11 protein-coding genes and 1 tRNA gene are annotated in these 16,346 nt (G+C 65.2%); all 12 read right to left on the reverse strand.

Annotation, left to right across the window (positions count from 1 at the left end):
• Positions 1-134: 134 nt before the first annotated feature.
• A complete protein-coding gene (gene fusA, locus D588_RS0101910; RefSeq protein WP_017914774.1) occupies positions 135-2,225 on the reverse strand; it encodes an elongation factor G in 2,091 nt (696 codons plus the stop codon).
• Between the two features lie 138 nt (positions 2,226-2,363).
• Positions 2,364-2,831 (reverse strand): 30S ribosomal protein S7, encoded by a 468-nt coding sequence (gene rpsG, locus D588_RS0101915; RefSeq protein WP_010341334.1) that lies wholly within the window; start codon positions 2,829-2,831, stop codon positions 2,364-2,366.
• 12 nt (positions 2,832-2,843) lie between these two features.
• On the reverse strand, positions 2,844-3,218 hold the full coding sequence (rpsL, locus tag D588_RS0101920; RefSeq protein WP_003469157.1) for a 30S ribosomal protein S12: 375 nt from the start codon (positions 3,216-3,218) through the stop codon (positions 2,844-2,846).
• Between the two features lie 228 nt (positions 3,219-3,446).
• Positions 3,447-7,664, reverse strand: coding sequence for a DNA-directed RNA polymerase subunit beta' (rpoC, locus tag D588_RS0101925; protein WP_017908394.1), 4,218 nt, complete (start codon positions 7,662-7,664; stop codon positions 3,447-3,449).
• A 130-nt stretch (positions 7,665-7,794) separates the two neighbouring features.
• A complete protein-coding gene (rpoB, locus tag D588_RS0101930; protein WP_017908393.1) occupies positions 7,795-11,946 on the reverse strand; it encodes a DNA-directed RNA polymerase subunit beta in 4,152 nt (1,383 codons plus the stop codon).
• A gap of 303 nt (positions 11,947-12,249) precedes the next feature.
• Positions 12,250-12,618 (reverse strand): 50S ribosomal protein L7/L12, encoded by a 369-nt coding sequence (gene rplL, locus D588_RS0101935; RefSeq protein WP_010341338.1) that lies wholly within the window; start codon positions 12,616-12,618, stop codon positions 12,250-12,252.
• A 63-nt stretch (positions 12,619-12,681) separates the two neighbouring features.
• Positions 12,682-13,224, reverse strand: a complete 543-nt coding sequence (gene rplJ, locus D588_RS0101940) for a 50S ribosomal protein L10 (protein ID WP_010341340.1) — start codon at positions 13,222-13,224, stop codon at positions 12,682-12,684.
• A gap of 481 nt (positions 13,225-13,705) precedes the next feature.
• On the reverse strand, positions 13,706-14,404 hold the full coding sequence (gene rplA, locus D588_RS0101945) for a 50S ribosomal protein L1 (RefSeq protein ID WP_017908392.1): 699 nt from the start codon (positions 14,402-14,404) through the stop codon (positions 13,706-13,708).
• Positions 14,405-14,407: 3 nt separating this feature from the next.
• Positions 14,408-14,836 carry a 50S ribosomal protein L11 gene (rplK, locus tag D588_RS0101950; protein ID WP_010341342.1) on the reverse strand — a complete coding sequence of 143 codons (429 nt, stop codon included), beginning with the start codon at positions 14,834-14,836 and terminating at the stop codon, positions 14,408-14,410.
• 200 nt (positions 14,837-15,036) lie between these two features.
• Entirely contained in the window at positions 15,037-15,594 is a 558-nt protein-coding gene (gene nusG / locus D588_RS0101955; RefSeq protein WP_010341344.1) for a transcription termination/antitermination protein NusG, read from the reverse strand.
• Between the two features lie 13 nt (positions 15,595-15,607).
• Positions 15,608-16,021, reverse strand: a complete 414-nt coding sequence (gene secE, locus D588_RS0101960) for a preprotein translocase subunit SecE (RefSeq protein WP_017908390.1) — start codon at positions 16,019-16,021, stop codon at positions 15,608-15,610.
• A 50-nt stretch (positions 16,022-16,071) separates the two neighbouring features.
• Positions 16,072-16,147, reverse strand: a tRNA-Trp gene (locus D588_RS0101965).
• Between the last annotated feature and the right edge of the window lie 199 nt (positions 16,148-16,346).

The following is a 16,346-nucleotide window of genomic DNA, read 5'->3' on the forward strand; positions in this document are numbered from 1 at the left end:
ACGTTGACGTGCGGCTTGGTGCGCTCGAACTTACCCTTTGCCATGTCTTCTCTACCTCGTGATTCGTATTGGGGGACGAGCGAGCGGGATGCGGCGCGGATCGAGTCCGCGGCACGCATCCCGTCGCTCTAATCTCAGTTCTTCTTGATGACCGAGTCGGCGATATTGGCCGGCGCTTCGGCGTAGTGGTCGAACTCCATCGAGAAGGTGGCGCGACCCTGCGACATCGAGCGCAGCGTGGTGGCGTAGCCGAACATTTCGCCCAGCGGCACCATCGCGTTGATCACCTTGCCCGACGGGCTGTCGTCCTGACCCTGCAGGATGCCGCGACGACGGCTCACGTCGCCCATCACGTCGCCCAGGTAATCCTCCGGGGTGACGATCTCGACCTTCATGATCGGCTCCAGCAGCACCGGGTTGGCCTTGTTGAAGCCTTCCTTGAAGCCCATCGAGCCGGCGATCTTGAACGCCATTTCCGACGAGTCGACGTCATGGTACGAACCGTCGATCAGGCGCACCTTGACGTCCACGATCGGGTAGCCGGCCATCACGCCGTTGGCCACCGCTTCCTGGATGCCCTTGTCCACCGCCGGGATGTATTCCTTCGGGACCACGCCGCCGACGATCGCGTTCTCGAAGGTGTAGCCCTGGCCGCGTTCCTGCGGCTCGATCTCGAGCACGACGTGACCGTACTGGCCCTTACCGCCGGACTGACGCACGAACTTGCCTTCCTGCTTGACCGCCTTGCGGATGGTCTCGCGGTAGGCCACCTGCGGCTTGCCGACGTTGGCTTCGACGTTGAACTCGCGCTTCATGCGGTCGACGATGATTTCCAGGTGCAGCTCGCCCATGCCGCGGATGATGGTCTGGCCGGACTCTTCGTCGGTGTTGACGCGGAACGAGGGATCTTCCTGCGCCAGACGGCTCAGCGCGATGCCCATCTTTTCCTGGTCCGACTTGGTCTTCGGCTCGACCGCCATCGAGATCACCGGCTCCGGGAACACCATGCGCTCCAGGGTGATGATGTGGTCCTGCGCGCACAGCGTGTCGCCGGTGGTGACGTCCTTCAGACCCACCGCCGCGGCGATGTCGCCCGCGCGCACTTCCTTGATCTCTTCGCGGTTGTTGGAGTGCATCTGCAGGATGCGACCCACGCGCTCCTTCTTCGACTTGACCGGGTTGTACACCTGGTCGCCGGAGTTCAGCGTGCCCGAGTAGACGCGGAAGAAGGTCAGCGAGCCGACGAACGGGTCGGTCATGATCTTGAACGCCAGCGCCGAGAACGGCGCGGTGTCGGTCGCCGGACGGCTGTCTTCCTTCTCGTCCTCGTCGATGCCCTTGACCGGCGGACGGTCGCTGGGCGACGGCAGCAGCTGGATCACGCCGTCGAGCATGGCCTGCACGCCCTTGTTCTTGAACGCGGTACCGCAGTACACCGGCACCACTTCCACCTTCAGGGTGCGCTCGCGCAGACCGCCCAGGATCTCGGCCTCGGACAGGTCGCCCTCGTTGAGGTACTTGTCCATCAGGTCTTCGTTGGCTTCGGCCGCGGCCTCGACCATGAACGCGCGCGCTTCGGTGGCCTTGTCGACCAGGTGCGCGGGGATGTCGCGGTATTCGAACACGGTGCCCTGCGAGGCGGTATCCCAGTGGATCGCCTTCATCTTGACCAGGTCGACCACGCCCTCGAAGCCGTCTTCGGCGCCGATCGGCACCTGCATCGGCACCGGGTAGGCGCCCAGGCGGGCCTTCAGCTGCTCGACGACCTTGTCGAAGTTGGCGCCGGTGCGGTCCATCTTGTTGACGAACGCCAGACGCGGCACCGCGTACTTGTTGGCCTGACGCCACACGGTCTCGGACTGCGGCTGCACGCCGCCGACCGCGCACAGCACGAACACCGCGCCGTCGAGCACGCGCAGCGAGCGCTCGACTTCGATGGTGAAGTCCACGTGCCCGGGGGTGTCGATGATGTTGAAACGGTGCTGCGGCATGGACTTGTCCATGCCGGTCCAGAACGCGGTGGTGGCCGCGGAGGTGATCGTGATGCCACGCTCCTGCTCCTGCTCCATCCAGTCCATCGTCGCGGCACCGTCATGCACCTCGCCGATCTTGTGGCTGACGCCGGTGTAGAACAGGATGCGTTCGGAGGTGGTGGTCTTGCCGGCATCGATGTGAGCCATGATGCCGAAGTTGCGGTAACGCTCGATGGGAGTGGTACGGGCCACAGGGAGCCTCTCAAATTTCTTGGATTTCGGATGGCCGAACGCCGCCTTGCGGCGGCCTTCGGATTTGTGCCACGCGCAACGGCGCAGCTAGCGGCACTCAGATGGTGCCAGCGGGCCCCGTTTCCAAGGCCCGGAAGGTCACCAGCGGTAGTGCGCGAACGCCTTGTTCGCTTCCGCCATGCGGTGAGTCTCTTCGCGCTTCTTGATGGCGCCGCCACGGTTTTCCGAAGCATCGACCAGCTCGGCCGCGAGCTTGCGCGGCATCGAGTTCTCGCCGCGCTTGCGCGCCGAGTCGATCAGCCAGCGCATCGCCAGCGCCATGCGACGGGAGGAACGCACCTCGACCGGCACCTGGTAGGTGGCGCCGCCGACGCGGCGGGACTTGACTTCGACCGCCGGAGCGACGTTGTCCAGCGCCTTCTGCACCAGCTCAATGGCGTTGGGGTTCTTCTCGCCGATCACGTCCATCGCGCCGTACACGATCTTTTCGGCGACCGACTTCTTGCCGCTCAGCATCACCATGTTGATGAAGCGGGCGATGGTTTCGCTCCCGTGCTTGGGGTCCGGGAGAACGGCGCGCTGCGGCGTATTACCTTTACGAGACATGTGTACTTTCCCTTAGCTCTTCGGGCGCTTGGCGCCGTACTTGGAACGACCCTGGCGACGCTTGGCGACGCCGGCGGCGTCGAGCGAACCGCGCACGGTGTGGTAGCGCACGCCCGGCAGATCCTTGACGCGACCGCCGCGGATCAGGACCACGGAGTGCTCCTGCAGGTTGTGGCCTTCGCCGCCGATGTAGCTGATGACCTCTTCCTGGTTGGTCAGGCGCACCTTGGCGACCTTGCGCAGGGCCGAGTTCGGCTTCTTCGGGGTGGTGGTGTACACGCGCGTGCAGACGCCACGGCGCTGCGGGCACTTGTCCAGCGCCGGAGAGGCGCTCTTGTAGGTGGTCGCCTGCCGCGGCTTGCGGACCAGCTGGTTGATCGTCGCCATCAGTGGATTCTTCTGATTGAGGCCGTCGGGCCTGGATGCGTGAAAACGAAGGCAGGCCGAAGGACGGCCTGCCGAGACAGGAAAGTATAGCGGGCAAGTCAAAGCGCCGTCAACACAACGGAATTTTTACTTGCTGGCCCGTCCAGGGCCGGAATACGGGGCGCTTCCGCTGCGCCCCCTTTCGCGTGGTAGACCGGCCCCGCGGGCGGGACCGGTCCGGCGTGCCGCTTACTCTTCGCTGCCGGCAGCCGCCGGGGCGGAGGTCTCGACCGCCGGCTCGGCGCTGCCGCCGGACAGGGTCTGCATCTCCGACTCGGTCAGGCCGCTGGCGTTGCGGCGGCGCGTGTTGTGGTAAGCCAGGCCGGTACCGGCCGGGATCAGGCGACCCACGATCACGTTTTCCTTCAGGCCGCGCAGCGTGTCGCTGGTGCCGCGGACCGCCGCCTCGGTGAGGACGCGGGTGGTCTCCTGGAACGACGCGGCCGAGATGAACGACTCGGTCGCCAGCGACGCCTTGGTGATGCCCAGCAGCACCGGCTCGTACTTGGCCGGCAGCTCGTTGCGGGTCACCAGGCGGGCGTTCTCCTCGATGACGCGCTGGCGCTCGGCCTGCTCGCCGTTGAGGAACTTGCTGTTGCCCTGGTCGGTGATCTCGACCTTGCGCAGCATCTGCCGGGTGATGACCTCGATGTGCTTGTCGTTGATCTTCACGCCCTGCAGGCGGTACACGTCCTGGATTTCCTTGACCAGGTACGCGGCCAGCGGCTCGACGCCCAGCAGACGCAGGATGTCCTGCGGGCTCGGCTCGCCGTCCACCACGGTTTCGCCCTTGGCCACGTGCTCGCCTTCGAACACGATGATCTGGCGGTACTTCGGGATCAGCTCTTCGTGCTCCGACCCGTCGGTGTCCTTGATGATCAGGCGCTGCTTGCCCTTGGTGTCCTTGCCGAAGCTGATGATGCCCGAACGCTCGGCCAGGATCGCCGGATCCTTCGGCTTGCGCGCTTCGAACAGGTCGGCCACGCGCGGCAGACCACCGGTGATGTCGCGGGTCTTGGACGCTTCCTGCGGGATCTTGGCGACCACGTCGCCCACGCCGACCGGCGCGCCGTCCTGCAGGTTGACGATCGAGCGCGGCGGCAGCAGGTACTGCGCCGGCAGATCGGTGCCCGGGATGGTCAGGTCGTTGCCCTTGGCGTCGACGATGCGCACGATCGGGCGCAGGTCCTTGGCCTGGGTGCCGCGACGCTTCGGATCGGTGATCTCGCGCGACGCCAGGCCGGTCAGTTCGTCGGTCTTCTCGATGACGGTGACGCCGTCGATGAAGTCGATGAAGCGGATGAAACCGGCCACTTCCGACACGATCGGGTGGTTATGCGGATCCCAGTTCGCCACCGACTGGCCGGCCTTGACGGCGTCGCCGTCCTTGGCGGTGATGGTGGCGCCGTACGGCAGCTTGTAGCGCTCGCGCTCGCGGCCGTGGCCGTCGAGCACCGACAGTTCGCCCGAACGCGACACCGCCACCAGCGAACCGTTGGCGTGCTCGACCGACTTGAGGTTGTTGAACTTGATCGAACCGGTGGTCTTGACCGTGATGTTGTCCACCGCTGCCGCACGCGAGGCCGCGCCGCCGATGTGGAAGGTACGCATGGTCAGCTGGGTACCCGGCTCGCCGATCGACTGCGCGGCGATGACGCCGACCGCTTCGCCGATGTTGACCAGGTGGCCACGGGCCAGGTCGCGGCCGTAGCAGCGCGCGCACACGCCGAACGCCGATTCGCAGGTGATGGTCGAGCGGACCTTGACCGACTGCACGCCGGCCTCTTCCAGCTTGGCCACCCACTGCTCGTCGAGCAGGGTGTTGCGGGTGACGATCGGATCCTCGTCGTTGCCCGGCAGGAACACGTCCTCGGCCACCACGCGGCCGAGCACGCGGTCGCGCAAGGGTTCGACCACGTCGCCGCCTTCCACGATCGGGGTCATGGTCAGGCCGTCGGTGGTGCCGCAATCCGGCTCAGTGATCACCACGTCCTGCGCCACGTCGACCAGGCGGCGGGTCAGGTAACCGGAGTTGGCGGTCTTCAGCGCGGTATCGGCCAGACCCTTACGGGCACCGTGGGTGGAGTTGAAGTACTCCTGCACGTTCAGGCCTTCGCGGAAGTTCGCCTTGATCGGCGTCTCGATGATCGAGCCGTCCGGGCGGGCCATCAGGCCGCGCATGCCGGCCAGCTGACGGATCTGCGCCTGCGAACCACGCGCGCCGGAGTCGGCCATGATGTACAGCGAGTTCATCGACTTCTGGTCGATGGTCTCGCCCTTGGCGTTGACCACCTTCTCGGTGCCGATGGTGTCCATCATCGCCTTGGCGATACGCTCGTTGGTGCGCGACCAGATGTCCACGACCTTGTTGTAGCGCTCGCCGGCGGTGACCAGACCGGACTGGTACTGCTCCTGGATTTCCAGCACTTCCTGCTCGGCTTCGCCGAGGATGCCCTTCTTCTCCGACGGGATCAGCATGTCGTCGATGCCGATCGACACGCCGGCACGGGTCGCGTAGGCGAAGCCGGTGTACATCAGCTTGTCGGCGAACACGACACTGTCCTTCAGACCCAGCTGGCGGTAGCTGGAGTTGATCAGGCGGCTGATGTTCTTCTTGGTCAGCTCGGTGTTGGCCAGCGCGAACGGCAGGCCTTCCGGCAGGATCTCGGCCAGCAGCGCACGCCCGATCGTGGTGTCCACGATCGAGGCCTTCTTGGTGCGGTTGCCGTCCTCGTCGATCACCGTCTCGGTGATGCGGACCTTGACCTTGGCGTGCAGTTCGACCGCACGGTTGTCGTAGGCGCGCTTCACTTCGGCGATGTTGGCGAAGACCATGCCCTCGCCCTTCTTGTTCTCCAGCGCGCGGGTCATGTAGTACAGACCCAGCACCACGTCCTGCGACGGCACGATGATCGGCTCGCCGTTGGCCGGCGACAGGATGTTGTTGGTGGACATCATCAGCGCGCGCGCTTCCAGCTGCGCTTCCAGCGACAGCGGCACGTGCACGGCCATCTGGTCACCGTCGAAGTCGGCGTTGAACGCGGTGCAGACCAGCGGGTGCAGCTGGATCGCCTTGCCTTCGATCAGCACCGGCTCGAACGCCTGGATGCCCAGACGGTGCAGGGTCGGCGCACGGTTCAGCAGCACCGGGTGCTCGCGGATCACCTCTTCCAGGATGTCCCAGACTTCGGCTTCTTCGCGCTCGACCAGCTTCTTGGCGGCCTTGATGGTGGTGGCCAGGCCTCGACGCTGCAGCTTGGCGAACACGAACGGCTTGAACAGCTCCAGCGCCATCTTCTTCGGCAGGCCGCACTCGTGCAGACGCAGGGTCGGGCCGACCACGATCACCGAACGGCCGGAGTAGTCCACGCGCTTGCCGAGCAGGTTCTGGCGGAACCGGCCCTGCTTGCCCTTGATCATGTCGGCCAGCGACTTCAGCGGGCGCTTGTTGGTGCCGGTGATGGCACGGCCGCGACGGCCGTTGTCCAGCAGCGCATCGACCGATTCCTGCAGCATGCGCTTTTCGTTGCGCACGATGATGTCCGGCGCGTTCAGCTCAAGCAGGCGGCGCAGGCGGTTGTTGCGGTTGATGACGCGGCGGTACAGATCGTTCAGATCGGAGGTCGCGAAGCGGCCGCCGTCCAGCGGCACCAGCGGACGCAGATCCGGCGGCAGCACCGGCAGCACGGTCATCACCATCCACTCCGGGCGGTTGCCGGACTCGATGAAGGCCTCGATCAGCTTGATGCGCTTGGTCAGACGCTTGAGCTTGGTTTCCGAACCGGTGCTGGCGATCTCTTCGCGCAGGCGGGTCATCTCCGACTGCAGGTCGATGGTGCGCAGCAGTTCGTACACGGCCTCGGCGCCCATGGCGGCGTCGAAGTCGTCGCCGTGCTCCTGGCGCGCGGTCAGGTACTGCTCTTCGGTCAGCAGCTGGCGGCGCTCCAGGGCGGTCAGGCCCGGCTCGGTCACCACGTAGGCTTCGAAGTACAGCACGCGCTCGATGTCGCGCAGGGTCATGTCCAGCATCAGGCCGATGCGCGACGGCAGCGACTTCAGGAACCAGATGTGCGCGACCGGCGAGGCCAGGTCGATGTGGCCCATGCGCTCGCGGCGCACCTTGGCCAGGGTCACTTCGGTGCCGCACTTCTCGCAGACCACGCCGCGGTGCTTCATGCGCTTGTACTTGCCGCACAGGCACTCGTAGTCCTTGATCGGGCCGAAGATGGCGGCGCAGAACAGGCCGTCGCGCTCGGGCTTGAAGGTCCGGTAGTTGATGGTTTCCGGCTTCTTCACTTCGCCGAAGGACCACGAACGGATCAGGTCCGGCGAGGCCAGCGCGATCTTGATCGCGTCGAAGTCCAGCGTCTGGCGCTGCTGGTTGAAGAGGTTGAGCAGGTCTTTCATTTGATTTCTCCGGGAATCGGGAATAGCGAATAGGGAATCGTTGGAAGCGGAGAGGCGGGACAGGAAACGCCGGCGGCCTGTGGGCAAACGCCCGGGCGGTTTCCTAGTCCCGACTCCTCATTCCCTGCCCTCAGTCTTCCAGTTCCATGTTGATCGCCAGCGAGCGGATTTCCTTCACCAGCACGTTGAAGGACTCCGGCATGCCGGCGACCATCTCGTGCTCGCCGTCGACGATGTTCTTGTACATCTGGTTGCGGCCCTGCACGTCGTCGGACTTCACCGTCAGCATTTCCTGCAGGGTGTAGGCCGCGCCGTAGGCTTCCAGCGCCCAGACTTCCATTTCGCCGAAGCGCTGGCCGCCGAACTGCGCCTTGCCGCCCAGCGGCTGCTGGGTGACCAGCGAGTACGGGCCGGTGGAGCGCGCGTGCATCTTGTCGTCGACCAGGTGGTTCAGCTTCAGCATGTGCATGTAGCCCACCGTGGTGTGGCGATCGAACGCCTCGCCGGTGCGGCCGTCGTACAGCTGGGTCTGGCCACTGATCGGCAAGTCGGCGAGTTCGAGCATGTGCTTGATCTCGGCCTCGGTGGCGCCGTCGAACACCGGGGTGGCCATCGGCACGCCGTCGGTCAGGTTCTTCGACAACGCCAGCAGCTCCGCGTCGCTGAACTGATCCAGATCCACGCGGTCCTCGCCCAGCTTCTGGTCGTGGTTGTAGATCTGCGCCAGGAACTTGCGCAGGTCGGCGACCTTGGCCTGGGCCTCGAGCATGTTCTGGATCTTGCGACCCAGGCCCTTGGCGGCCCAGCCCAGGTGCACTTCCAGCACCTGGCCGATGTTCATACGCGACGGCACGCCCAGCGGGTTCAGCACGATGTCCACGGTCTCGCCGTTGGCCATGTACGGCATGTCCTCGATCGGCTGGATCATCGACACGACACCCTTGTTGCCGTGGCGACCGGCCATCTTGTCGCCGGGCTGGATGCGGCGCTTCACCGCCAGGAACACCTTGACCATCTTCAGCACGCCCGGGGCGAGGTCGTCGCCGGCGGTGATCTTGCCGCGCTTGTCGGCGAAGCGACGCTCGAACTCCTTCTCGTGCGCCTGGATCTGCTTCTGCGCGCGCTCGATCGCCTCGGAGGCGTCCTCGTCCTTCATGCGCAGCGCGAACCAGTCGGACTTCTTCAGGCCGTCCAGGTAGGCGTCGCTGATGGTGTCGCCCTTCTTCAGGTTCGGACCGCCGTTGGCGACCTTGCCGATCAGCTGGCCACGCAGACGCGCATAGATCGCGCTTTCCAGGATGCGGAACTGGTCGTCGAAGTCCTTCTTGACCCGCTTGATCTCGTTTTCCTCGATCTGGCGGGCACGCTTGTCCTTCTCGATGCCGTCGCGGGTGAACACCTGCACGTCGATGACGGTGCCGTCCATGCCCGGCGGCACGCGCAGCGAGCTGTCCTTCACGTCCGAGGCCTTCTCGCCGAAGATCGCGCGCAGCAGCTTCTCTTCCGGGGTCAGCTGGCTCTCGCCTTTCGGCGTGACCTTGCCGACCATGATGTCGCCGGCGCGCACTTCCGCACCGATGTACACCACGCCGCTCTCGTCCAGACGGTTCAGCGCCTGCTCGGACACGTTGGGGATGTCGGCGGAGATTTCCTCCGGTCCCAGCTTGGTGTCGCGCGCCACGCAGGTCAGCTCTTCGATGTGGATCGTGGTGTAGCGATCCTCTTCCACCACGCGCTCGGAGAGCAGGATGGAGTCTTCGAAGTTGTAGCCGTTCCACGGCATGAACGCGATCAGCATGTTCTGGCCCAGGGCCAGCTCGCCGATGTCGGTCGAGGGGCCGTCGGCCAGCACGTCGCCGCGCGCGATCACGTCGCCCACGTTCACCAGCGGACGCTGGTTGATGCAGGTGTTCTGGTTGGAGCGGGTGTACTTGATCAGGTTGTAGATGTCGACGCCGGCGTCGGTGCCGCCGCCGATCTCGGCCTCGTTGACCTTGACCACGATGCGGCCGGCGTCGATCTGCTCGATCACGCCGCCACGGCGGGCGTTCACGGTCACGCCCGAGTCGCGCGCCACGGCGCGCTCGATGCCGGTACCGACCAGCGGCTTCTGCGCACGCAGCGTCGGCACGGCCTGGCGCTGCATGTTCGCGCCCATCAGTGCGCGGTTGGCGTCGTCGTGCTCCAGGAACGGCACCAGCGCGGCCGCGATCGACACGGTCTGCATCGGCGACACGTCCATGAAGTGCACTTCCGCCGGCGGCTTCAGCAGCGACTCGCCCTGGTAGCGGCACGGCACGAACTGCTCGGTCAGGCGGCTCTTGGCATCGTGCAGCGCGTTGGCCTGGGCGATGACGTATTCGTTCTCTTCGATCGCCGACAGGTACTCGACTTCGTCGGTGATCTGGCCGTCCACGACCTTACGGTAGGGCGTCTCGAGGAAGCCGTACTGGTTGGTGCGGGCGTACACCGCCAGCGAGTTGATCAGGCCGATGTTCGGGCCTTCCGGCGTTTCGATGGTGCAGACGCGGCCGTAGTGGGTCGGATGCACGTCGCGCACTTCGAAGCCGGCGCGCTCGCGGGTCAGACCGCCCGGACCCAGCGCGGAGACGCGACGCTTGTGCGTCACTTCCGACAGCGGGTTGTTCTGGTCCATGAACTGCGACAGCTGCGAGGAGCCGAAGAACTCCTTGATCGCGGCGGCCACCGGCTTGGCGTTGATCAGTTCCTGCGGGGTCAGGCCTTCGGACTCGGCCATCGACAGACGCTCCTTGACCGCGCGCTCGACGCGGACCAGGCCCACGCGGAACACGTTCTCGGCCATTTCGCCGACCGAACGCACGCGACGGTTGCCCAGGTGGTCGATGTCGTCGACCACGCCGCGGCCGTTGCGGATCTCGGTCAGGACCTTGATCACGTCCAGGATGTCGGAGCTGTCGGCGTGCTCGGCGACCAGGCGCTTGGACTCCTCGTCGTTGCGCTCGCCGAAGTACTTCTTGTCGTACAGCACCGACTCGCCGGTGACTTCCTTGCGGCCGACACGGCGGTTGAACTTCATGCGGCCGACCGTCGACAGGTCGTAGCGCTCGAAGGTGAAGAACAGGTTGTGGAACAGGTTCTGCGCGGCGTCCTTGGTCGGCGGCTCGCCCGGACGCATCATGCGGTAGATCTCGACCAGCGCCTCGAGCTGGGTCTTGGTCGGATCGATGCGCAGGGTGTTGGACAGGTACGGGCCGCGATCCAGGTCGTTGACCCAGAGCGTGCCCACGGCATCGACGCCGGCCTTGCGGAACGCGGTCAGCTGATCTTCGCTGATTTCGTCGTTGGCGCTGGCCAGCAGTTCGCCGGTCGAGGCATCGACCACGTCGTGCGACAGGATGCGGCCGACCAGGTACTCGTCGGGCACGGCCAACGCGGCGATGCCGGAGGCCTCGAGTTGCTTGACGTGGCGCGCGGTGATGCGCTTGCCGGCTTCGACGATGACCTTGTCGCCGTCGGCCAGGTCGAAGTTCAGGGTCTCGCCGCGCAGGCGCTCGGGCACCAGCTCCAGCTGCACGCCTTCCTTCGGGTCGATGTGGAAGGTGTTGATCTCGAAGAACTCGGACAGCATCTCCTCGTTCGAGTAGCCGAGCGCGCGCAGCAGGATCGACACCGGCAGCTTGCGGCGGCGGTCGATACGGGTGAACAGCGCGTCCTTCGGGTCGAACTCGAAGTCCAGCCAGGAGCCGCGGTACGGGATGATGCGGGCGCTGTACAGCAGCTTGCCCGAGCTGTGGGTCTTGCCGCGGTCGTGGTCGAAGAACACGCCCGGCGAGCGGTGCAGCTGCGAGACGATGACGCGCTCGGTGCCGTTGACGATGAAGGTGCCATTGTCGGTCATCAGCGGGATTTCGCCGAGGTAGACCTCCTGCTCCTTGACGTACTTGATCGCCTTGGTCGAGGACTCGCGATCGTAGATCACCAGGCGCACGGTCACGCGCAGCGGCGCGCCGTAGCTCATGCCGCGCTGGCGGCATTCACGCTCGTCGAACACCGGTTCGCCGAGCTTGTAGCCGACGTACTCCAGCGCCGCGTTGCCGCTGTAGCTGGAGATCGGGAACACCGATTTCAGGGCCGCGTGCAGGCCGTGGTCCGAACGCTTGTTCGGGTCGGTGTTCTCCTGCAGGAATTCGCGGTAGGAATCCACCTGGATGGCGAGCAGGAACGGCACTTCGAGAATCGAGCGCTGCTTGCCGAAGTCCTTGCGGATACGCTTCTTTTCGGTGAACGAATAAGACGTCATGAGGTATCACCTTGGCTGATGCGGGCCACGCGTCCGCGGCCCTGAGTGAACATAAATTGTCAGTTGGAAGTCGCTGGTATTGCCGGCACCAGCACGCCTTCTCCCGCTACTTCCAACTACCAACTCGGTGGTGAAGCGGGGACTGGGGAATGGAGAAAGGGGAATCGTGGAGCGCACGTAGCGTGGCTGTTCCGATTCTCCATTCCCGATTCCCGGTTTCCGCCTGAAACGGCCAAAGGCCGGGGGCTTTCGCCCCCAGCCTTCAGTGCATCGCCTTGAACGGCTGGCGATGCAAGGGACTGCTTACTTGACTTCGACCTTCGCGCCAGCGGCTTCCAGGTCCTTCTTGAACTTGTCGGCGTCTTCCTTCGACACGGCTTCCTTCAGGACGCCGCCGGCCTCGGTGAGGTCCTTGGCTTCCTTCAGGCCCAGGCCGGTGATGGCGCGGACGGCCTTGATGACGTCGACCTTCTTGGCGCCGGCGTCGATCAGGATGACGTTGAACTCGGTCTGCTCTTCGACCGGGGCGGCGGCCACGGCCGGACCGGCAGCGGCGACCGGGGCGGCGGCGGAGACGCCGAACTTGTCTTCGATGGCCTTGACCAGCTCCATCACTTCCATGAGGGTCTTTTCGGCGATTGCGTCGACGATCTGCTCGTTAGACAGGGACATTGTGATTACCTTTAGAATTTTTTCTGGATGAGCTTCTAGTGAACCGTTTCAGGTGTCGCGAACTTAAGCCGTTTCGGCCGGGGCTTCCGCTTCGGCGTCGGCGGGCGCGGCGTCGCCGCCACCCTGCTTGTCGCCCACGGCCTTGACCGCACGGGCGAACATGCTCGCCGGCTCGGCCAGGACGCGTGCCAGCATGGCCAGCGCCTGCTCGCGGGTCGGCAGCGACGCCAACACCTCGAGATGAGCGGCCGGATACAGCTGACCACCCAGCGACACGACCTTGGCCTGCAGCTTGTCGTTACCCTTGGCGAATTCCTTGATCAGACGACCGGCAGCGCCGGGTTCTTCCGTCGAGAACGCATACAGCAGCGGACCGACCAGCGCGTCCTGGACGCACTCGTATTCGGTACCGGCAACGGCACGCGCGGCCAGGGTGTTCTTGACAACACGCAAGTACACACCGGTTTCGCGCGCCTTCTTGCGCATCGCGGTCATTTGCGAGACCGTGATGCCGGCGTACTCGGCAGCAACCAAGGAGTGGGCCTTCGCGGCGACGTCGGCCAGTTCGGCGACGACTTCTTGCTTCTGGGACAGATTGAGAGCCATTGCACTCCTCCGTTAAAGCCGGGAGTTGAAATGCGCGACCTGGGATGCGTCAGGAGCGATACCACCGCTCTTGCCGATCCCCAATCCCGAATCCCGAATCCCTGCTTCAAACTTACTCCGCTCGCGGCTCCTGCCGCTTGCGGTCCTGGGCGGCCTCCATCCTGGATGCCGGGGATGCCGCATGGCATCCCAGTTGGTGGCCGTTCCAGACCTGGAGTGAGCGCGCCCGGAACACCGGGCTGGCCTGCACCAGAAAAACTCCAGAAAGGCGGCACCATCTACGCCGGCTGGCCCCGAGGGGCTGATTAAGCGATCCCGCTGTACCGACGGCGACTCCTTGCCGTGTCGAGCTTCCGTGCCCGTCGTCGGTGTGCGCAGACCGCGCCTGCGGTCTTTGACGGCTTCGCGTCGGGTTGCCCCGGGCGACGCCTTCAAAAGGGTGACACCGGCGCCGCACCTGACGGGCGGCGCCGTGTTGCGATTACTTCAGGGACAGCGACGCCTGATCGATGGTGACGCCCGGACCCATGGTCGAGCTCACCGAGATCTTCTGCAGGTAGGTGCCCTTCGAGGTCGCCGGCTTGGCCTTGACCAGGTCCAGCAGCAACGCCTGCAGGTTGCTCTTCAGCGCGTCGTCTTCGAAGCTGGCCTTGCCGATGGTGCAGTGGATGATGCCGGCCTTGTCGGTGCGGTAGCGCACCTGGCCCGACTTGGCGTTCTTGACCGCTTCGGCCGGGTTGGCGGACACGGTGCCGACCTTGGGGTTCGGCATCAGGCCGCGCGGGCCCAGCAGGGTGCCCAGCTTGCCGACGACGCGCATCGCGTCCGGGGTGGCGATGACCACGTCGTAGTTCAGGTCGCCGCCCTGCATCTTCTCGGCCAGGTCGTCCATGCCGACGGCGTCGGCACCGGCGGCCAGCGCCTCATCGGCCTTGGCGCCGGCGGGGGCGAACACGGCCACGCGCACGCTCTTGCCGGTACCGGCCGGCAGCACGGTGGAACCGCGCACCTGCTGGTCGGACTTCTTCGCGTCCACGCCCAGGCGCACGGCCACGTCGACGGCTTCGACGAACTTGGCCTTGCTGGTGGTCTTGACGATCTTCAACGCTTCGTCGATCGAATACGCCTTGCCCGGCTGCACGGCAGCACGGATCGCTTTCTGTCGCTTGGTCTGTGCCATTGCTTAACCCTCCACCGTCAGGCCCATGCTGCGGGCGGAACCCGCAATCGTGCGTACCGCCGCTTCCAGCTCCGCCGCCGTCAGGTCGGCTTCCTTCGCCTTGGCGATCTCTTCGAGCTGCTTGCGGGTCACCTTGCCCACCTTCTCGGTGTTCGGGCGCTTGGAGCCGGAGCTGACGCCCGCGGCCTTCTTCAGCAGCACGCTGGCCGGGGTGCTCTTGGTGACGAAGGTGAAGGTACGGTCCGAATAGGCCGTGATGATGACCGGAGTCGGCAGGCCCGGCTCCAGCTTCTGCGTGGCGGCATTGAACGCCTTGCAGAATTCCATGATGTTCAGGCCACGCTGACCCAGCGCAGGACCGACCGGCGGCGAGGGGTTGGCCTGACCGGCCTTCACCTGCAGCTTGATGTAACCGACGACTTTCTTTGCCATTTTAGTGTCTCCGGGTGCTAGCGCCTAAACCGCAGGCTCCCCATCGCGACGGGAAAATCACGTGTCCCGCCATCACGTTTTTGAAGTGCGCAGAAAGCCGCCTCGCGGCGGCTTCCGTTCTGCCCGGCGGCTTGCCTGGACAGGGAGCCGCGCAGTATAGCAGAGATGTTGGCGCCCGGCGCAGCCGCGCCGGGGCGGGCTCAGGCCTTCTCGACCTGGCCGAATTCCAGCTCCACCGGGGTGGAACGGCCGAAGATCAGCACCGCCACGCGCAGGCGGCTCTTCTCGTAGTTGACTTCCTCGACCACGCCATTGAAGTCGTTGAACGGACCATCGGTGACACGAACCATCTGGCCCGGCTCGAACAGCACCTTCGGACGCGGCTTCTCCACGCCATCCTGAACACGCTGCAGGATCGCATCAGCCTCTTCGTCACGGATCGGCAGCGGACGATCGGCGGTACCGCCGATGAAGCCCATCACCTTCGGCGTTTCCTTGACCAGGTGCCAGCTTTCGTTGTCGATGCGCGGAATGCCGCCTTCGTCGTGGGTTTCGATCTGGACCAGGACGTAACCCGGGAAGAACTTGCGCTCGGAACGGCGCTTCTGGCCGGAGCGCATCTCGATCACTTCCTCGGTGGGCACCAGCACGTCACCGAAGCGCTCCTGCATCTCGTCACGCGCAATACGGTCGCGCAGCGCTTGGGCCACGGACTTCTCGAAGCCTGAATAGGCGTGAACGACATACCAACGCTTCACTGCTGCACTCTCCTCAACGGCTCACGAACCACTGCATCAGCTTCTGGATCAGGAAATCGAACCCGCCCAGCAACAGACTCAGAATGATCACCACCACGATCACCACCCAGGTGGTGCGGATGGCTTCCTGGCGGGTCGGCCACACCACCTTGCGCAGTTCGAAACGGGATTCGGACAGGAACTCGCGGCCTTCGCGACCCTTGGCGGTCAGCAGGAACACCGCGGCACCGGCGACCAGACCGGCCACCACCGCCAGTCCGCGCAGCGGACCGGACCAACTCCCCAGCTGTGCAGCACGGCTCGCATCGCCGAACCAGAACCAGACAAACAGGCCGGCGACCACCAGCAACGCAGCGATGACGTACTTGACGATATCGCCACCGACAGAGGCGGCGGGGCCTTTGGAATGCTCGATCTTGCTGTTCATCCGACTCTTGCTGCTATGCGACCGAGGTCACTGGATAGGGAGCGGCAGATTGGCACGCCAGGAGGGACTCGAACCCCCAACCTGCGGTTTTGGAGACCGCTGCTCTGCCAATTGAGCTACTGGCGTGTAGTAAGAACGACTGCACTTCCCTGAGACGGCGAAGGCGGACCGAAGGTTCCGGCCCGCCCTTCGCTGAACCCGACGGCCGTAGCCGCCTGCACCTCGTCGGATTCCGGCGGCCGAGACCGCCATCCTGCCGTCGAGCCCGGCGGCCTGCGCCGCCGGAGGGCATTACTTGATGATCTTGGCCACCACGCCGGCGCCG

The sequence above is a fragment of the Xanthomonas sp. SHU 308 genome (genome assembly GCF_000364645.1).
GTDB classification, from domain to species: domain Bacteria; phylum Pseudomonadota; class Gammaproteobacteria; order Xanthomonadales; family Xanthomonadaceae; genus Xanthomonas_A; species Xanthomonas_A sontii.